This is a genomic window from Streptomyces sp. NPDC059917, from assembly GCF_042730635.1.
Classification (GTDB): Bacteria; Actinomycetota; Actinomycetes; order Streptomycetales; family Streptomycetaceae; genus Streptomyces.
In genome coordinates, this window is the sequence record NZ_JBHWLC010000012.1 from 1 (window position 1) to 19978 (window position 19978).

The following is a 19978-nucleotide window of genomic DNA, read 5'->3' on the forward strand; positions in this document are numbered from 1 at the left end:
CCGGTGAGGCGGTACGGGGCGACGGTTGTGGCCAGGTCGAAGTCCGGTTCCCCGCCGAGGGCGGCCACCCGCTCGGGCGCCGGGGTCAGTGCTCGCAGAGGGAGAACTCGCGTTCGTAGATCTGCTCGTTGTGCTCGTCGACGAAGAACTTCCGCTCCCGCATGAGCTGTTCGCGGTGGCCCTCGGCCTCCTCCAGCGTCATGGTCGAGGTGGCGGACCACGGCTGCTGCGGCGGCACGTCGGCCGTCGAGACGATCCTGCGCGACGGGTCGACCAGGAAGAACGCGAGGATCTTGCGGTGCCCCGGGCGGTCGGGATCCACGAGTGCGAACGGGCTGACGCGGTGCTGCAGGACGTTCGGGAAGGCCAGGCAGCGGCCCGCCGGAGTCGACGCCGACCCCAGCGCCTGGCTCAGGGCGTCCTCGTTCTCCAGGCCGTAGACCTCGCGCACGCCGTCGTCGTCGTTCTGTTCGTACTCCGGGTCGTCGAGGGCCGCCCGGAAGCCCAGCCGGCTCTCGGTGATGTTCTCGCTGTCCCAGTAGTAGATGCCGGTCGACACGATCCGCTCGTTGATCATCCCCTCGACGTGCCAGGAGCCGCCCGGGTACTCGGGCTTCTCCGGGGTCAGGTGTACGGTCGCCAGCTTGACGATGACCTGGAGGCGGCGGCCGCGCAGATCGACCCGGGCGGCCTCGTCCGGCAGCTCGGGCGCGGTGAAGTCCGGGGCGTCCGGCACGACCGGACGCCGGTTCTCCCACCACGCGTCCGAGGCCACGTCGTACGCGTCGCGGGCCGCCGCGTAGGCCGCGGCCCCCTCCTCGTCCTCGGCGAAGGCGGACTTCTTCGGGTACTCCGGCCTCGCGTCGTACCACCCGTAGGGATCGACCTCGATCCGCAGCGGCCGGGGGTGGCGCAGGTCGGTGAGCACGTTCTCCAGGAGCGGCCGCATGCGCGCGAACAACTCGGGCAGCACGGCGTCCAGTTCGCGGTGCTCCTCGGGATGGACGTTGTTGACGTAGGAACGGAAGGCCACGTCGCCCTCGTCGCTGACGTCGACCTCCGTGGGCAACCACTGGTACTTCTCGGAGAACTCGTACTTCGCGTGCCGGTCCGTCGGGTCCTCCCACGCCTGCTCCGGCCCGCCGCTGACCCCCCTCGTCAGGCAGAACAGCGAGGGATGGACCAGGTCCAGCACCTGGCCGTCGGATCCCGGGTGCCAGTCCCGCTCGGCCTCGGGGACCTCTTCCAGGACCCGGACCGCCGCCCGCAGCCGCGCGCGCAGGTCGTCGTCGACCAGCGAGTCCGACTGCCACACCCCGTCGACCCCGGACACCTCGACGCCGGTCGGCTCGTCGCGCAGCGCGCGGTAGTGCGCGAGTTCGGCGATCACGTACCGCACCTGCGCCTCGGTGAGGCCCTGGGCGACCGCCTCTCGCGTCCACCTGGCGACGACGTCGCCGTCGCGCATCTTGTCGAACCACCCCGACTTCGCCCGGATGTGCGAACTGAGCCGCATCATCTGGAGCTCACGCAGGGTGCGGGGGGTCGCGTACGGCAAGGAACGGAACGTGTGGAAGGGCAGCGGAAAGGCAGTCAGACCGGACAATTCTCTTGGTCCTTCGAGTCGGTGTGCGGTGCCCGGAAGGATACGTGAGCACACTGACACCCCCTCCGTGGCCCGTTCGCGACCGCGTGAAGACCGTGTGGGCGGGACTTCCCGGTATTCCATTCCGGGCTTGCACTGTCGTGCGGTCCAGTATTACTTTGAGTCCATGGCAAATCAATTGGCTTCTTCTGCGGAATTGCTGTCCTACGTCCGCGATGTCTCATTACGTGATGACGAAATCCTGCGCGGCCTCCGGGAGCTCACCAGCGAGCTGCCCATGGGGCAGGCGATGCAGGTAATGGCGGAGGAGGGTCAATTCCTGGCCCTCCTCGTCGGCCTGGTCGGGGCCCGGAACGTACTGGAGATCGGGACGTTCACCGGCTACAGCACGCTGTGCATGGCGCGCGCGCTCCCGTCGGACGGTCGGCTGATCACCTGCGACATCAGCGACAAATGGCCCGGCATCGCCCAGGAATACTGGGACAAGGCGGGCATCAGCGACCGCATCGACGTCCGCATAGGCAACGCGACCGACACCATGGCCGAGCTGGTCACCGCGGGCGCGGCGGGTACCTTCGATTTCGTTTTCATCGACGCGGACAAGGCGAATTACCGCAGCTATTACGATGCGGCTATCGAATTGGTCCGCCCCGGCGGGCTCATTGTCATCGACAACACCCTCTTCTTCGGAAGGGTTATCGACCCGTCCGCCCAGGATGCCGATTCGGTCGCTGTACGCGAACTGAACCTTTTCCTGCGCGACGACGAACGGGTCGAGATATCCCTTCTTCCGGTGGCCGACGGAATTACCTTGGTGCGCAAGCGGACGAGCTGAGCGATCAGCGCGCCGGTGCTGCCGCGGCCACCCCGTGGTGCGCGGCCAGATCCGGCGCGCTGATCTCGATGGTGGGGTGGGCCGCACGCGGCCCGGAGACCAGGTGCAGCTGCTGGAGCCCCTCGTCGCCCACCGCCGGCAGAGCGGCCAGGCAGTCGCACGGCTCCTCGGAGGACCGGGTGAAACCGGCGAACCGGTAGGCGATCTCCATCATCCGGTTGCGGTCCGTGGGACGGAAGTCCGCCACCAGGTGCGCACCCGCCCGCGCGGCCTGGTCGATCAGCCAGTTCAGGAGCGCCGCACCCGCACCGAACGAGACGACCCGGCACGACGTGGCCAGCAACTTGAGGTGCCAGACACCCGGGTGCGTCGCCAGCAGCATCACACCGACCGCGCCGTGCGGCCCGAAGCGGTCGGCCATGGTGGTCACCAGGACCTCGTGCCCGGGATCCGCCAGCAGCTCGCGCAGCGCCGCGTCCGAATAGTGCACCCCGGTCGCGTTCATCTGGCTGGTGCGCAGCGTGAGTTCCTCGACGCGGGTCAGCTGCTCGCCGGTCGCCCGCTCGATGCGCATCACCAGCTCCAGCGACCGCAGGAACTCCTCGTCCGGGCCCTTGAAGGCGGCCTGCTGGGCCTCCCGCTCGAAGCCGGCCCGGTACATCTCGCGCCGCCGCCGGGAGTCGACGGTGACGTTCTCGGGACTGAACTCCGGCAGGTCCGCGAAGGACAGCAGGTCCGCGGCGTCGTAGCACCGGACCTGCGGCAGGTGGAAGGCCACCTCCGCACGCTCGGCCGGCTGGTCGTCGACGAACGCGATGGTGCCCTCGGCGAACTTGAGCCGCTCGGCGATCAGCCGCACCGAGTCCGACTTCGGCCCCCACCCGATCCTGGGCACGACGAAGAACTCGGCGAGCCCCAACGCCTCCAACTTCGCCCAGGCGAGATCGTGGTCGTTCTTGCTGGCCACCGCCTGCAGGATGCCGCGGGAGTCCAGAGTGGCGATCAGCTCCCGCACCGCGTCGGGCACCCGGACCTCGTCGTCCTCCAGCAAGGTGCCCTGCCAGAGCGTGTTGTCCAGGTCCCAGACCAGGCACTTCACGATGGTCGGCTGTTCAGACACGGACCCTCCCCGGGTGCTCACTGCGCCGTTGCGACGGCATGCTGCGCCAGAATCAACTGACAGATTTCGCTGGTGCCCTCGATGATCTCCATCAACTTCGCGTCCCGGTACGCACGGGCCACCACATGGCCGTCCTGCGCCGCGGCCGATGCCATCACCTGCACCGCGGTGGCCGCTGCGGTGGCGGCGTTGCCGGCGCTGACGTGCTTGGCGAGGACCGTGGCGACGACCATGTCGGGAGAACCGGCGTCCCAGCACGCACTCGCGTGCGCGCACGCCTGCGTCGCCACCTGCTCGGCGATGAACAGCTCGGCGAGGTGACGCGCCACGAGCTGGTGCTCGCTGAGCGGTTTGCCGAACTGCGTACGGGACTTGGCGTGCAGCGCCGCGGCGTTGCGGCAGGCCCGCAGGATGCCGACGCAGCCCCAGGCCACCGAGATCCGCCCGTACGCGAGCGCCGTGGTGACCAGCAGCGGCAGCGGCAGGCCGGGACTGCCCAGCACGCTCGACGCCGGCAGCCGCACCGAGTCGAAGCGGATGTTCGCGTGCCCGGCCGCCCGGCACCCCATCGGGTCGGCGACCGCCTCCACGTGGACGCCCGGGGTCGAGGCGGGCACCACGACGGCCGCCGCACCGCCCTCGCACTGGCCGAAGACGATCAGCAGGTCGGCGTACCGCGCGCCGGTGACCCACATCTTGCGACCGTCGAGGACGACCGAGTCGCCGTCGAGCTTGATCTGCGTGCTCATCATGGAGAGGTCGGAGCCGGCGCCCGGCTCGGAGAACCCCACCGCCGCCAGCTGGCCGCCGACCAGCAGCGGCAGCAGGGCCGCGGACTGATCCGCGTTCGCCAGCCGCTGGATGGTCCAGGCCGCCATGCCCTGCGAGGTCATCACGCTCCGCAGGGAGCTGCACTGGCTGCCGACGTACGCCGTCAGCTCGCCGTTGTCACGGCTGCTCAGGCCGAGGCCGCCGTGCGCGGGGGCGACCTCGGCGCACAGCAGTCCTCGGGCACCGGCCGTGCGCAGCAGCTCGACCGGTATCCGACCGGCCAGGTCCCACGCGTCGGCCCGGCCGTCGACGAGTCCGTCGAAGAACGCGAACGCCCCGGTCAGTCGCTCAGACATCGCTGCCCGCGGTGGAGCCCCCCTGGAGCCGGAGCACCAGGTCCGTCATGCCCTGCACCGTACGGAAGTTGTCCAGCTTGAGGTCCGCGCCGACGATGGCGATCCGGTAGCTCTGTTCGAGGTGGACCACCAGCTCCATGGCGAACATGGAGGACAGCAGACCGGAGGCGAAGAGGTCCTCGGTCGGGGACAGCGTGGACTTGGTCCGGCCCTCGAGGAAGCCGAGCAGCGCCTCCTGGATGGCTTCGGGGGTAACCGCAGCTCCGTCGATTGCCTGGTCGATCGTCATGGTGTCGCCTTTCAGTAGGAGTAGAAGCCGTGGCCCGTCTTGCGGCCGAGTTCGCCGCGGCGAACCTTGTCCAGCAAGAGGTCACAGGGTTTGCACGCCTCGTCGCCGGTGCGTTCGTAGAGTTCGGCGAGGGAGTCCGTCAGGTTGTCCAGCCCGATCAGGTCCGCGGTGCGCAGCGGCCCGGTCGGGTGCCCCAGGCACCCCTCCATGAGCTCGTCGACCGCTTCGACCGTGGCGGTGCCCTGGCCGACGATCCGCACCGCGGTGTTGATCATCGGGTGGAGCAGCCGGCTGGTCACGAAGCCCGGGGCGTCCTGCACGATGACCGCCCGGCGCGACACGGTGGACAGGAGGGCGACGACGGCCTCGACCGTCTCGTCGCTCGTCTGCGGGCCGCGGCTGACCTCGACCATCTTGATCAGGTACGACGGGTTCATGAAGTGGGTGCCGAGCAGCTCGGCCGGTCGTGCCGCCCAGTTGGCCAGCTCGCCGATCGGGATGCCCGAGGTGTTGGAGATCAGCGGCGTACCGGGACGGACGGCCGCCGAGACCTCGCCGATCACCTTGGCCTTCGCCGCGGGTGATTCGGTGATCGCCTCGATCACTGCCGTCGAGTCTGCCACCTCGGCCAGGGAGACGGTGGTGACCAGCCGTCCGGCCTCCCGGCCCGCCGGCACCGCCCCCATGAGCTGGGCGTGCCGGAGCTGCTGAAGAATCCTGCCACGCGCGTCGTCGAGCGTCGCCTCGTCGACGTCGACCAGGACGACGGGGATCCCGTGCCCCAGCATCAGAGTGGCGATGCCGGAACCCATCACCCCCGCGCCCACGATGGCCACTTGATGGTCGGTCGGTTGGTTCACGTTGCCGGACACACTCCCTCGCTCTGGATGGGGCCGCCTTGGCCCGGGCCGCAGGCCGCCCGCGGGTTCGCACCCGTGCGGACCTGCTCATGCCGTTTCCTGATCGGCTCGTTCGGACCCGTCGTGCACGTGCGACCGCGACGGCGGACGTGGTCCAAAGCCGAGGGGGTTTGCCGACCTGATGGACTCTCGTGCGACAAGTGCCCATTCGCAGTACATCTACGCAGGTCAGCTAAGCGGATGGCGATATGGTCGACTTACGTTCAGCCGCACATCACCAGTGACGCAAAGCCTCGCGTACCCCCGGGGATCTCCTTGATCCATTCGTAACGTAGCACGAGCCGTGGGGTGTTGGTAGGTCGTCGCCGTGCGGCCGAGCCGGGCGCCGCTCTTTTAAAGTGGAGGCCGCGAGGTGGCCTCCCTATTGCTGCGAGGGTGGTCACCCCGGAGCGGTCTGACGCCGTGTCCGAAAGGTAAAAGGATCTTGACGTTGCGTCGCGAGCCAGGGTTAGAGTGGCGAGGCCTTAACGGGGTCGCTGACGGATACTGAGGCGCCGGGATCTTCTCTGCTGGAGAAGATGCGATGGGCGCGAATGTCCAGTTCATGTGTCGAGCAGGGGGTTTTCCGGTGTTGTCGAGCGTGCCTAACTTCCAGGATGATTACATCGCCATTATTGGATTGTCCTGTCGTTTCCCGGGCGCGTCCAACCCGGCGGCTTTATGGCAGCTCCTCAGTGCGGGAAACGCTTCGGTCACCGGTGTGCCCGACGGGCGCGCCGACTCGGAATTGACCCGCAGCGGTGGTTCCGAAAACGGCGAGCAGGAGATCCGTGGCGCGTTCCTGAGCCATGTTGACGCATTCGACCCCGCCGTCTTCGGGATCTCTCCGCGCGAGGCCGCCGCGATGGATCCGCAGCAGCGCCTCGTGCTGGAACTGGCCTGGGAGGCCCTGGAGGACTCGGGAATCTCCCCCGTCGCGCTGAAGGGCGAGCCCGCGGGCGTGTTCGTCGGCTCGATGTGGGACGACTACGCGATGCTCGCGCACCGCCGCGGAGCCTCGGCGCTCGGCCGGCACGCCATGACCGGACTGGCCCGGAGCGTCATCGCCAACCGGGTCTCCTACGTACTGGGCCTGCGCGGACCCAGCCTGACCGTGGACTGCGGGCAGTCCTCCTCGTTGGTCGCCGTGCACCAGGCGGCGCAGGCCCTGCGGACGGGTGAGTGCTCCCTGGCCCTGGCCGGCGGCGTCAACCTCATCCTCGCCCCGGAGAGCTTCGCGCGCTCCGAGAATTTCGGCGGCCTCTCTCCCGACGGGGAATGCCGGACCTTCGACGCCCGGGCCAACGGATACGTGCGGGGCGAGGGCGGCGGCCTGGTCGTCCTCAAGAAGCTCTCGCGCGCCCTCGCCGACGGCGACCGGATCCTCAGCGTCATTCGCGGCAGCGCCGTGAACAACGACGGCGGGGGAGAAGGACTTACCGCCCCGAGCCGCGAAGCACAGGAAGAAGTCATTTCCCTGGCGTGCCGCCGGGCCGAAGTGAACCCCGCCGAAATCCAGTACGTCGAACTCCACGGCACCGGAACCCGACTGGGCGACCAGGTCGAGGCGACCGCACTCGGCGCGGCAATGGGCGCGGGCCGTGCGGAGCACGACGCCCTCCGGGTCGGATCGGTGAAGACCAATCTCGGCCACCTCGAAGGAGCGGCCGGTATTGCCGGACTGATCAAGACCGTTCTCTCGATCAAGAACAGGCTCATACCCGCCAGCCTCAATTTCACTGAAGCGCCCGCCGGTATTCCCCTCGATTCGCTCCGTCTGCGCGTGCAGAAGGAACTGGAATCCTGGCCCGACGAGAGCACCCCACTTTTGGCCGGTGTTTCCTCATTCGGCATGGGCGGAACGAATGCGCACGTGATTCTCGAACAGGCCCCGGAGATCGATACCGAGACTTCGGCGCCGCCGGCGATTGTGGCCCCCGCGGCGGTGCCGTGGCCGATTTCCGGGCGCGGAGTTGACGGATTGCGCGGGCAGGCTGCGCGATTGTTGTCACGGTTTGAAGCAGAGCCTGATCTGTCACCGGTGGATGTGGGCTGGTCCTTGGCTTCGGGACGGGCGGAGTTCGAGAACCGCGCCGTCGTCATCGGGGCTTCCGGCGAGGACCTGACGGATGCGCTGAGCGGTCTCGCGCGCGGTGTGTCGGTCCCGGGTGTGGTGGTGGGTCCGGGCTCGGTGGCGGGTGGCGGCCAACTGGCCGTGTTGTTCTCGGGTCAGGGTTCGCAGCGGGTGGGTATGGGGCGGGAGTTGTATGGGCGTTTCCCGGTGTTCGCGGGGGCGTTCGATGAGGTGTGTGGGGTGTTGGACCGGGAGTTGTCCGGTCATGTGCGGGGTGGGGTGCGTGAGGTCGTCTTCGGCGAGGGCGGTGCTGAGGGCGCTCTGGACGAGACGGTGTTCACGCAGGCGGGTCTGTTCGCTGTGGAGTGGGCGCTGTTCCGGCTGATCGAGTCGTGGGGCGTGCGGCCGGAGTTCGTGGGCGGTCACTCGATCGGTGAGTTGGTCGCTGCGTGTGTGGCGGGTGTGTGGTCGTTGGAGGACGCGGCCCGGTTGGTGGCCGCGCGCGGCCGTCTGATGCAGGCGTTGCCTGTGGGTGGCGCGATGGTGGCGGTGCAGGCGTCGGAAGCCGACGTCGTCGAGCTGCTGGCCGATTACGCGGATCGGGTCTCGATCGCCGCGGTCAACGGCCCGTCGTCGGTCGTGCTGTCCGGTGACGAGGATGCGGTGCTGGAGATGGCGGCGGCGCTCAAGGAACAAGGCCGCAAGACGAAGCGCCTGGTGGTGTCGCACGCGTTCCATTCGCCGCGGATGGACGCGATGTTGGAGGAGTTCCGCGAGGTCGCGGCGGGTCTGACGTATGGCGTCCCGGTGATTCCGGTGGTGTCGAACGTGACGGGTGCGGTGGCGTCGGCGGAGGAGCTGTGCTCGCCGGAGTACTGGGTGCGCCACGTGCGGGGTTCGGTGCGGTTCGCGGACGGTGTCGAGGCCCTCGCGGCCGAAGGCGTCTCCGTGTTCCTGGAGTTGGGCCCGGATGGCGTGCTGAGCGCGATGGGTGCGCAGTGCGTGTCGGACGGCGTGTTCGTCCCGGTGCTGCGCGCGGGTCGTGGCGAGGAGCGTTCGTTCGTGGCCGGTGTGGGTCGTGCGTGGACGCACGGTGTCGCGGTGGACTGGACGCGGGCGTTCGAGGGGACGGGTGCGTCCCGGGTGGACCTGCCGACCTACGCCTTCCAACGCGAGCGCTACTGGCTCGGTGGAGTCGAGCGGCCGGCCGACGAGGCCGAGACCGGGACCGAGCCCGGGGTCGGCGAGTCGCCGTCCCCGCGGCAGCTCCCGGAGACGGTCCGGCAGCCCGAGCGGAGCCAGTCGTTCGAAGAGATCGTACGGACGCAGGTCGCGACCGTCCTGGAGTACCGATCGGCCGACGCCGTCGACGTGACGCGCACCTTCAAGGACCTGGGCTTCGACTCCCTCACCGCGGTCGAGCTGCGGGACCGGCTGATCGAGACGACCGGACTGCGGTTGCCCGCCTCGCTGATCTTCGACTACCCCACGCCCGGCGCACTGGTGCGTCACCTGGACGGTGAGCTGACGGATTCGCCGTCCGCGCAGGACCTCGGACCGGCGACCGACCTGTCGGCCGAGCCCATCGCCATCGTCGGCATGGGCTGCCGGCTGCCGGGCGGCGTGACGTCCCCCGAGGAGCTGTGGGACCTGGTCTCGCAAGGCCGGGACGGCATCACCGACTTCCCCGTCGACCGGGGCTGGGACCTCGACGCGCTCTACGACGCGGACCCGAGCCGCTCCGGTACCTCGTACGTCCGGGAGGGTGGATTCCTCCACGAAGCCGCCGAGTTCGACCCGGGGTTCTTCGGGATCTCGCCGCGCGAGGCCCTCGCCATGGACCCCCAGCAGCGCTTGCTGCTGGAGACGGCCTGGGAGGCCTTCGAGCGGGCGGGCATCGACCCCGCCTCCGTACGCGGGAGCCAGGCCGGCGTCTTCGCCGGGGCGATGTCCCAGGACTACGGCGCCCTGCTGCACGAGGCCACGGACGGGCTCGACGGCTACCTGCTCACGGGCAAGGCCGCGAGCGTGATCTCCGGACGGCTCGCCTACTTCCTGGGCCTCGAAGGCCCGGCGGTGACCGTGGACACGGCCTGCTCGTCGTCCCTCGTGGCGCTGCACCAAGCCACCCAGTCCCTGCGCTCGGGCGAGTGCTCGCTGGCGCTGGCCGGTGGCGTGACGGTCATGGCCACGCCCGGGATGTTCGTGGAATTCAGCCGCCAGCGCGGACTGGCGACGGACGGGCGCTCCAAGGCGTTCTCCGACGCGGCCGACGGCACCTCGTGGGCCGAGGGCGCGGGCATGCTGCTGCTGGAGCGGCTGTCGGACGCCCGGCGCAACGGGCACCCCGTACTGGCCGTCATCCGCGGCTCCGCGGTGAACCAGGACGGTGCGAGCAACGGCCTGACGGCGCCGAACGGTCCCTCGCAGCAGCGTGTCATCCGCGCGGCCCTGGCGAACGCGGGCGTGTCCGCCGCGGACGTGGACGCGGTGGAGGCGCACGGCACCGGTACGACGCTGGGCGACCCGATCGAGGCACAGGCCCTGATCGCCACCTACGGCCAGGACCGACCGGCGCAGCGGCCGCTGTGGCTCGGCTCGTTGAAGTCCAACATCGGCCACGCGCAGGCCGCCGCCGGTGTGGCGGGCGTGATCAAGATGGTGCAGGCCCTGCGCCACGGGGTCCTGCCCCGCACGCTGCACGCGGACGAACCGTCCACGAAGGTGGACTGGTCGACCGGCGCCGTGGAACTCCTCACGGAGGCCCGCGACTGGCCGGTGGCCGAAGACCGCCCGGCCCGGGCGGGCGTGTCGTCCTTCGGCATCAGCGGCACCAACGCCCACCTCATCCTGGAGCGGGCCCCGGAGGCCGAGCCGGTCGCGACGGCGGCCGTGGCGCCGACCGCGGCGCCGTGGGTCCTCTCCGGACGCGGCGCCGAGGCCGTGCGCGGACAGGCGGCGCGGCTCCTGTCGCGCATGGTGAACGACCCCGACCTGTCCCTGGCCGACGCGGGCCTCTCGCTCGTCTCCGGACGCGCGCAGTTCGAGAACCGCGCCGTGGTGACCGGCCGCGACCGCGACAAACTCTGCGCACGTCTGGGCCAGTTGGCCCGTGGCGAGGAGGCGTCCGGCGTGGTGGTCGGACCGGTGGAGGGCGCGTCGGCCGCCTCCGGTCGCCGCGTGGTGTTCGTGTTCCCCGGCCAGGGTTCGCAGTGGGCGGGCATGGCGGTGGAACTGCTGGACGCCGCACCGGTGTTCGCCGAGTCGATGGCGCAGTGCGGCCTGGCCCTGGCCGAGTTCGTGGACTGGGACCTGGAGGACGTGGTCCGTCAGGCCCCCGGCGCGCCGACGCTCGAGCGCGTGGACGTGGTCCAGCCGGTGCTGTGGGCGATGATGGTGTCACTGGCGGCGCTCTGGCGTTCGTACGGTGTGGAGCCGACCGCGGTGGTCGGACACTCGCAGGGCGAGATCGCCGCGGCCTGCGTCGCGGGCGGACTGTCCCTGCGGGACGGCGCCCGGGTGGTGGCCCTGCGCTCGCAGGTCATCGCCGGGAGCCTGGCCGGGCACGGCGGGATGATGTCCGTGGCACTGACCGCGCGGCAGGCGGCCGAGCGCATAGCCGGGTGGAACGGGCGGTTGTCGATCGCCACGGTCAACGGGCCGACCTCGGTCGTCGTGGCCGGCGAGCCCGACGCGCTGGACGAGCTGCTCGCCGACTGCGAGGCGGACGGCGTGCGGGCCCGGCGCATCGCCGTGGACTACGCCTCCCACTCCTCCTACGTGGAACTGATCGAGGACGAGCTCGCCCAGGTGCTGGCCGGGACCTCTCCCGTGTCGTCGCGCGTGCCGTTCCACTCCACCGTGACCGGCGCGGAGATGGACACCGCGGAAGCCGACGCCGGGTACTGGTACCGCAACCTGCGCCAGACCGTGCGCTTCGAAGAAACGGTCGGCGCTCTCGTCGAAGCCGGGAACACCGTCTTCGTCGAGGTGTCGCCGCACCCCGTGCTGGCCGTCGGGGTCCAGGACACGGCGGAGTCCCGTGGCGCCGAACAGGCCTGTGTGGTGGGCTCGTTGCGCCGCAACGAGGGCGGCATCGAACGCTTCCTCACCTCGCTCGCCGAGGTCTGGGTCCACGGCGTGGACGTGGACTGGGCGCGGGCCTTCGAGGGGACGGGCGCGTCCCGGGTGGACCTGCCCACGTACGCGTTCCAGCGGCGTCGCTACTGGCTGGAGGCCCCGGCGGCAACCGCACGCCGTGCGGAGGCGGCCGTCGCCGGGTCGGTCGACGAGGTCGACGCGCGGTTCTGGGAAGCCGTGGAGAGCGAGGACCTGACCTCGCTCCTCGACACCCTCGATGTGTCCGGCGAGCAGCCCTTCAGCGCCGTCCTGCCCGCCCTTTCCGCCTGGCGCAAGGGCCGGCGGCAGCAGTCGGAGCTCGACGGCCGACGCTACGACGTCGCCTGGAAGCCGCTGTCCGGCGGATCGAACCCCGCATCGAACTCCGCGGCGAATCCGGTGCTGACCGGGACCTGGCTCCTCGTGGTCCCGGCCGGACTCGCCGACGACGCGTGGCTGACGTCCGTACTGGGCGGGCTCGCGGCGCGGGGCGTACGCACCCTGCGGCTCACGGTGCCCGCGGACACGGACCGGGCCGGTCTGACCCGGTCGCTGACCGAGATCGTGGACGGCGCCGTGGAGCCCGTCACCGGTGTGTTGTCCTTCCTGGCCCTGGACGAGTCGCCGCACCCGACCCACGGGGGAGCGTCGGCCGCCGTGGCCGGGACCCTGGCCCTCGTACAGGCCCTCGTCGGCGCCGGTGTCGAGGCCCGGCTGTGGTGCGCGACGCGCGCGGCGGTGGCCGTGACGCGCACGGAGCGGCTCACCGGTGCGTCCCAGGCACAGGTCTGGGGTCTGGGCCGGGTCGTGGCGCTGGAGCACCCGCAGTCGTGGGGCGGTCTCGTCGACCTGCCGCAGGTCCTGGACGCCCGCGTGGTGGAACGCCTGTGCGGCGTGCTGGCCGCGACGGACGGCGAGGACCAGGTCGCGGTGCGCGCCTCCGGGATCCGGGTGCGCCGCGTGGTGCGTGCCGCTCGTCCCTCCGGGGCGGCGGACGGTTGGTCGCCGCGGGGAACGGTCCTGGTCACCGGCGGTACGGGCGCGCTGGGCGGGCACGTCGCCCGCTGGCTCGCCGCTCACGGGGTCGAGCACGTGGTGCTCGCCTCGCGGCGCGGGCCGCTGGCGCCGGGGGCCGACGTCCTCGGGGCCGAGCTGACGGATGCGGGTGTCGGGGTCTCGGTGGTCGCGTGCGACGTGGCCGACCGCGACGCGGTGGCCGAGCTGCTCGCCTCGTTGGCCGAGCGGTCGGCGACCGGTGAACTGCCGCCCCTGACCGGTGTCGTGCACACCGCCGGAGTCCTCGCCGACGGCGTGATCGAGACGCTGACGCCGGAGCACCTGGCGTACGTACTCGGCTCGAAGGTGGACGGCGCCCGGCACCTGGACGAACTGACGCGGTCCCTGGACCTCGACGCCTTCGTCCTCTTCTCCTCCGTCATCGGCGTCTGGGGCAACGCCGGCCAGGCCGCCTACGCGGCGGCCAACGCCACCCTCGACGCACTCGCCCACGAACGGCACGTCGACGGGCTGCCCGCACTGTCCCTCGCGTGGGGCACGTGGAGCGGCGGCGGCATGGCCGACGCCGAGACCGACGAGCGGATGAGTCGGCGCGGACTGGTCGCCATGGCACCGGAGAGCGCCGTGGCGGCCCTCTCCGGCGCGGCCGGGCACCACACGCCGTTCCTCGCCTTCGCCGACGTCGATTGGGACCGCTTCGCCGCGCAGTTCTCCACGACCCGGCGCAATCGGCTCTTCGACGAGATCCCCGAGGTGGCCCGCACGGCCACCGGTACGACCACGGGCGACGCCACCCCGGGCGCCGACCTGCCCGCCAAGGACCTGGGCCGACAGCTGGCCGGGCTCGCCCCCGGCGAACAGGAGCGGACGCTCACCGAGCTGGTGCGCACGCACGCGGCGGCGGTGCTCGGCCACTCCGGCGTCGACGCGATCGCGACGGGACGCGCCTTCAAGGAACTCGGCTTCGACTCCATGCGGATCATGGAACTGCGCAACCGCCTGAACGCGGCCACGGGGCTGCGGCTGGCCACCGGGTCGGTCTTCGACCACCCCACGGTCACGCTCATGGCCCGCCACCTGCGCGCGGAACTCGTGGGCACGCACGAGGACACGGCCTCCGGGCCGCTCGCGGCGCCCCTCCCCGCACCGCGGCCCACCACGGCCGACGACGACGACCCGATCGCGATCGTCGCGATGGGGTGCCGCCTGCCCGGGGACGTCCACACGCCGGAGCAGCTCTGGCAGCTCCTCGACGAAGGACGGGACGTCGTCTCCGGCTTCCCGACGGACCGCGGCTGGGACCTGGACAACCTCTACGACCCCGACCCGGACCGGCCGGGCCGCAGCTACGCGCGGGAGGGCGGCTTCCTCCACGAAGCCACCGCATTCGACCCGGCGTTCTTCGGGATCTCGCCCCGCGAGGCCCTCGCCATGGACCCCCAGCAGCGGCTGCTGCTCGAAACGGCCTGGGAGACCTTCGAGCGGGCCGGCATCGACCCCGCCAGCCTCAAGGGCAGCATGACCGGCGTCTTCGCCGGCATGACCTACCAGGACTACGGCGCGCGCCTGCACGAAGCCCCGGAATCGGTGGAGGGTTACCTCCTCACGGGCAAGTCGTCCAGCGTCATCTCGGGCCGCATCTCCTACACCCTGGGGCTCCAGGGCCCCGCGGTGACCGTGGACACGGCCTGCTCCTCCTCCCTGGTGGCCATGCACCTGGCGGCGCAGGCGCTGCGCTCGGGCGAGTGCACGCTGGCCCTCGCGGGCGGCGTGACGGTCATGCCCGCACCCGGCATGTTCATCGAGTTCAGCCGCCAGCGCGGACTGGCGGCGGACGGACGCTCCAAGGCGTTCTCCGACGCGGCCGACGGCACCTCGTGGGCCGAGGGCGCCGGCCTGCTCCTCCTGGAGCGGCTGTCGGACGCGCGGCGCAACGGGCACCCGGTGCTCGGGCTGCTGCGCGGCTCGGCGGTGAACCAGGACGGCGCGAGCAACGGTCTCACCGCGCCCAACGGACTGTCCCAGCAGCGGGTGATCCGCGCGGCACTGGCCAGTGCGGGACTGTCGGCGGCCGATGTGGACGTCGTGGAGGCGCACGGTACCGGCACGTCGCTCGGCGACCCGATCGAGGCCGAGGCGCTGCTGGCCACCTACGGCCAGGACCGTCCGGCCGATCGGCCGCTGTGGCTGGGCTCGTTGAAGTCCAACGTCGGTCACACTCAGGCCGCCGCGGGCGTGGTCGGCGTGATGAAGATGCTCGTCTCGATGCGGAACGGGGTGATGCCGCGCACGCTGCACGTGGACGCGCCGTCGTCGAAGGTGGACTGGTCGGCCGGTGCGGTCGAGCTGCTGACGCAGGCGCGCGAGTGGTCGCGGGACGAGGAGCGTCCGCGTCGTGCGGGCGTGTCGTCGTTCGGCGTGAGCGGTACGAACGCCCACGTCATCCTCGAGCAGGCGCCGCAGGACCAGGAGGCGGCCGAGGAGCCGCAGCCCATGGCTCCGGCAGTGGTGCCGTGGGTGGTCTCCGGCCGCGGGATCGACGGACTGCGCGCGCAGGCGGACCGGTTGGTCTCCCGGGTCGAGGGTGACCTGGACCTGTCGCCGGTCGACGTGGGCTGGTCGCTGGCCTCGGGCCGGGCGGAGTTCGAGAACCGCGCCGTGGTGACGGCCGCTTCGTCCGAGGAGCTGACGGATGCCCTCGGCGCCCTGGCACGGGGCGAGTCGGCACCGGGTCTCGTCGAGGGCCCGGGTGGCGTCGTCGGCGAGGGCCAACTGGCCGTGTTGTTCTCGGGTCAGGGTTCGCAGCGGGTGGGTATGGGGCGGGAGTTGTATGGGCGTTTCCCGGTGTTCGCGGGGGCGTTCGATGAGGTGTGTGGGGTGTTGGACCGGGAGTTGTCCGGTCATGTGCGGGGTGGGGTGCGTCAGGTCGTCTTCGGTGAGGGCGGCGTTGAGGGTGCTCTGGACGAGACGGTGTTCACGCAGGCGGGTCTGTTCGCTGTGGAGTGGGCGCTGTTCCGGCTGATCGAGTCGTGGGGTGTGCGGCCGGAGTTCGTGGGTGGTCACTCGATCGGTGAGTTGGTCGCTGCGTGTGTGGCGGGTGTGTGGTCGTTGGAGGACGCGGCCCGGCTGGTGGCCGCGCGCGGTCGTCTGATGCAGGCGTTGCCTGTGGGTGGCGCGATGGTGGCGGTGCAGGCGTCGGAGGCCGACGTCGTCGAGCTGCTGGCCGACTTCGCGGAGCGGGTCTCGATCGCGGCGGTGAACGGCCCCTCGTCGGTGGTGCTGTCCGGTGATGAGGACGCGGTGCTGGAGGTGGCGGCGGCGCTCAAGGCGCAGGGTCGCAAGACGAAGCGCCTGGTGGTGTCGCACGCGTTCCATTCGCCGCGGATGGACGCGATGTTGGAGGAGTTCCGCGAGGTCGCGGCGGGTCTGACGTATGGCGTCCCGGTGATTCCGGTGGTGTCGAACGTGACGGGTGCGGTGGCGTCGGCGGAGGAGCTGTGCTCGCCGGAGTACTGGGTGCGCCACGTGAGGGGTTCGGTGCGGTTCGCGGACGGTGTCGAGGCCCTCGCGGCCGAAGGCGTCTCCGTGTTCCTGGAGCTGGGCCCGGACGGCGTGCTCAGCGCGATGGGTGCGCAGTGCGTGTCGGACGGCGTGTTCGTCCCGGTGCTGCGCGCGGGTCGCGGCGAGGAGCTTTCGTTCGTCGCCGGTGTGGCGCGTGCGTGGACGCACGGCGTCGCGGTGGACTGGACGCGGGCGTTCGAGGGGACGGGTGCGTCCCGGGTGGACCTGCCGACGTACGCCTTCCAACGCCAGCGCTACTGGCTGGAGACGGGAGCCGGCACGTCCGATGCCGTCTCGGTCCTGGGAATGGAGCCGTCCGCGCACCCCTTGCTGGGTGTGGCCGTAGAGCTGCCCGACTCGGGCGCGGTCGTATTCGCGGGTCGGCTGTCGCTGCGCACGCACCCCTGGCTGGCGGACCACGCCGTCTCGGACGCCGTGCTGCTGCCGGGAACCGGTTTCGTGGAGCTGGCCGTGGCCGCCGGTGACCAGGTCGGATGCGACACCGTCGAAGAGCTGACCCTCCAGACGCCGCTGATCCTTCCGGAGACGGGCGGCATCCGCGTGCGGGTCGAGGTCGGTGGTCCGGACGACTCCGGCCGCCGCGACGTGACCGTGCACTCGCGGCCGGACGACTCCGCATTCGGCGAGGAGTGGACGCGTCACGCGACCGGTGTGCTCGTCGTCTCCGAGGGGCGGACGCCTCCCGCGCACGACCTGACGGTGTGGCCCCCGGAGGGCGCGGTGGCCGTCGCGACGGACGACCTGTACGAGGACTTCGCCGACACCGGCTACGACTACGGCCCGGTGTTCCGGGGCGTACGGGCCGCATGGCGACGCGGCGACGAGGTCTTCGTCGAAGCCGCGCTGCCCGACGAGCAGCAGGCCGAGGCGGCCGCGACCGCGCTGCACCCGGCCCTGCTGGACGCGGCGCTCCACGGGCTCCGGCTCGGCGACTTCTACCCCGAACGGACCACGGTTCGGCTGCCGTTCGCGTGGCGCGGAGTCTCGGTGCGCGCAGTCGGCGCGTCGAGGGTGCGCGTGGCACTGGCCCCCGCGGGCGGTGACGCCGTCTCGGTGACGGTCGCCGACCACACGGGTCGGCCCGTGGCGGGAATCGACTCGCTGGTCCTGCGACCGGTCGAGCCGGGCGGGCTCGACGCCGGTCGACGCGGCGACGAACTGTTCCGCATGGAATGGGTGCCGACGCGACCGACCCCGGCGACGGCGAACGGGAGCGGGGCGAGCGGGGCGGTCGCCCTGGTCGGCCCCGACGAGTTCAAGCTGTGCGTCGGGCTCGGGGACGAGGATGGCCCGTACGCGGGTCTCCAGGCCCACGCCGACCTCGCCTCGCTGGCCGAGGCGGTCGAGGCGGGTACGGCGACCGTGCCGGACGTGGTGCTGCTCGCCTGCGTCGGCGGTCACGACACCGGTCACGGCACCGCATCGGACGTCGCGCGGACGGCAGCGGACGTGCGCACGGCCGTGACGGACGCCCTGACGGCCATGCGGGAGCTCCTGGCGGACGACCGCTTCGCGGAGACCCGACTGGTCCTCCTCACCCGGCACGCCGTCGTGACGCGCCGGGGCGAGCGTCCCGACCTGACGAACGCCCCGCTGTGGGGCCTGGTCCGGTCGGCACAGGCGGAGAATCCCGGCCGCTTCGTCCTCGTCGACCTCGACGACGCCGAAGCGTCCTACCTGGCCCTGCCCGGTGCGCTGATGACCGACGAGCCGCAGTTCGCCGTGCGTGACGGCGAAGTGCTGCTGCCGCGAGTGGCCCGGATGACCCCGACCCAGGGGGCGCCGGGCGCCGGGACCGAGGGCCTCGCCCTCGATCCGCTGGGCACCGTCCTGATCACCGGAGCCACCGGTGCGCTCGGAGCGATGTTCGCGCGGCACCTGGTGTCCGAACACGGCGTGCGCCAGCTCCTGTTGCTCAGCCGCCGGGGCCTCGCGGCCGACGGCGCCGCCGAACTCCGGGCGGACCTGACCGCCCGGGGCGCGGAGGTGACGTTCGCCGCCTGCGACGTCGCCGACCGCGAGGCGCTCGCCGACGTGCTCGCCGCGATTCCCGCCGGGCATCCGCTCACGGCGGTCGTGCACGCGGCCGGAGTGCTGGACGACGGGGTCATCACCACCATCACCCCGGCGCAGATCGAGCGGGTGCTGCGGCCCAAGGTCGACGCGGCCCTCCACCTGCACGAACTGACGCAGGGCATGGACCTGACGGCGTTCGTCCTGTTCTCCGGCGCGGCGGGCACGCTGGGCACGGCCGGTCAAGGCGTCTACGCCGCGGCCAACGTGTTCCTCGACGCCCTGGCCCACCACCGCCACACGCTCGACCAGCCCGCCCAGGCGCTCGCCTGGGGCCTGTGGGCCGAGCGGAGCGGCATGACGGAGCGGCTCGGCGAGGGCGCCGTCCAGCGCCTGGCCCGCATGGGCATCGGCGCGCTCGACTCCGAACGGGGCTTGGCGCTGTTCGACGCGGTCGCCGGGACGAGCGACCCGGTGGTCCTGCCGATGCGACTGGACATGGCCGCACTGCGCGCGGGTGCCCAGGGCCAGCTCGCTCCCGCGGTGCTGCGGGGGCTGGTGCGCCGGCCCGTCGCGTCCGGGGCGGCGAAGGGCGAAGGGCGTTCCGCGTCCGGTGCCGGTTCGGCCCTCGGCGCGGTCGCGAGGACGGGGGCCGGGGCGGCGGCAGGAGGCGCGGACGGCTTGAAGCAGCGGCTCGTGGAGCTGGGTGAGGACGAGCGGCGACGCGTACTCCTCGACCTGGTACGCACCCACGCGGCCACGGCCCTCGGCCATGCCACACCGGCCGGGGTCGAGGCGGGACGGCACTTCAAGGACCTCGGCTTCGATTCGCTGACGGCGGTCGAACTGCGCAACCTGCTGAACGGAGCCACCGGGCTGCGGTTGCCCGCGACCCTGATCTTCGACTACCCGAACCCGGGGGCCCTGGCCTCCTACTTGACGGCGGAGCTCAGCCCGCCCGACGCGATGACGCCGGCCGAACTCGGACTCCGAGAACTCGACGAGCTGGAATCCGTACTGACGGCGCTGACCGAAGACGATCCGTTCCGAGGACGCATCCAGTCCCGATTGCAGGACCTGCTGGCGCGGTGCGGCGCCGGTACGACGGGTGGTGGAAGCCACGCCACCGCGGCGGCGTCGGAGCCTTCCGCCGCGTCCGTGGCCGATCAACTCGACTCGGCGAGCGACGACGACCTGTTCAGCTTCATCGACGAACAGATGTGAGCTCCGGCGTTGCCGGGCCGCTCGGGTCACCTTCCGGCGCGGCATCAAAACTTGAAACACTGAGAGGGACGAC

6 protein-coding genes and 1 pseudogene are annotated in these 19978 nt (G+C 71.3%); 2 read left to right on the plus strand and 5 right to left on the minus strand.

Features of this window, described 5'->3' with window-relative positions:
• Positions 1–85: 85 nt before the first annotated feature.
• The gene (locus ACFWAR_RS09910; RefSeq protein WP_385774990.1) at positions 86–1606 is read right to left on the minus strand and encodes a DUF4246 domain-containing protein; all 1521 of its coding nucleotides are present in this window, start codon (positions 1604–1606) and stop codon (positions 86–88) included.
• A 166-nt stretch (positions 1607–1772) separates the two neighbouring features.
• Between ACFWAR_RS09910 and ACFWAR_RS09915 the strand changes: the two genes are divergently transcribed.
• Positions 1773–2441, plus strand: a complete 669-nt coding sequence (locus ACFWAR_RS09915) for an O-methyltransferase (RefSeq protein WP_385774992.1) — start codon at positions 1773–1775, stop codon at positions 2439–2441.
• A gap of 4 nt (positions 2442–2445) precedes the next feature.
• Here the strand turns inward: ACFWAR_RS09915 and ACFWAR_RS09920 are convergent, their stop codons facing one another.
• From ACFWAR_RS09920 to ACFWAR_RS09935, 4 genes are read right to left on the minus strand one after another with little or no spacing between them, the layout of a single operon-like run.
• Positions 2446–3561 (minus strand): HAD-IIIC family phosphatase, encoded by a 1116-nt coding sequence (locus tag ACFWAR_RS09920; protein WP_385774994.1) that lies wholly within the window; start codon positions 3559–3561, stop codon positions 2446–2448.
• A gap of 17 nt (positions 3562–3578) precedes the next feature.
• Positions 3579–4688 (minus strand): acyl-CoA dehydrogenase family protein, encoded by a 1110-nt coding sequence (locus tag ACFWAR_RS09925; protein WP_385774995.1) that lies wholly within the window; start codon positions 4686–4688, stop codon positions 3579–3581.
• Positions 4681–4977 carry an acyl carrier protein gene (locus tag ACFWAR_RS09930; RefSeq protein WP_385774997.1) on the minus strand — a complete coding sequence of 99 codons (297 nt, stop codon included), beginning with the start codon at positions 4975–4977 and terminating at the stop codon, positions 4681–4683. Before ACFWAR_RS09930 ends, ACFWAR_RS09925 begins: the two co-directional genes overlap by 8 nt.
• 11 nt (positions 4978–4988) lie before the next feature.
• Positions 4989–5789 carry a 3-hydroxyacyl-CoA dehydrogenase family protein gene (locus ACFWAR_RS09935; RefSeq protein ID WP_385775119.1) on the minus strand — a complete coding sequence of 267 codons (801 nt, stop codon included), beginning with the start codon at positions 5787–5789 and terminating at the stop codon, positions 4989–4991.
• A 706-nt stretch (positions 5790–6495) separates the two neighbouring features.
• On the opposite strand from ACFWAR_RS09935, the pseudogene ACFWAR_RS09940 reads away from it, so the two are divergent.
• Positions 6496–19905 (plus strand): annotated as a pseudogene (locus tag ACFWAR_RS09940) (type I polyketide synthase); the annotation flags it as partial.
• Positions 19906–19978 lie beyond the last annotated feature (73 nt).

Bases quoted from the DNA above. Each gene is read 5' to 3' on its own strand.
- ACFWAR_RS09915 (WP_385774992.1), top strand. From the start codon at position 1,773: ATGGCAAATCAATTGGCTTCTTCTGCGGAATTGCTGTCCTACGTCCGC.
- ACFWAR_RS09925 (WP_385774995.1), bottom strand. From the start codon at position 4,688: ATGTCTGAGCGACTGACCGGGGCGTTCGCGTTCTTCGACGGACTCGTC.
- ACFWAR_RS09930 (WP_385774997.1), bottom strand. From the start codon at position 4,977: ATGACGATCGACCAGGCAATCGACGGAGCTGCGGTTACCCCCGAAGCC.
- ACFWAR_RS09935 (WP_385775119.1), bottom strand. From the start codon at position 5,789: ATGGGTTCCGGCATCGCCACTCTGATGCTGGGGCACGGGATCCCCGTC.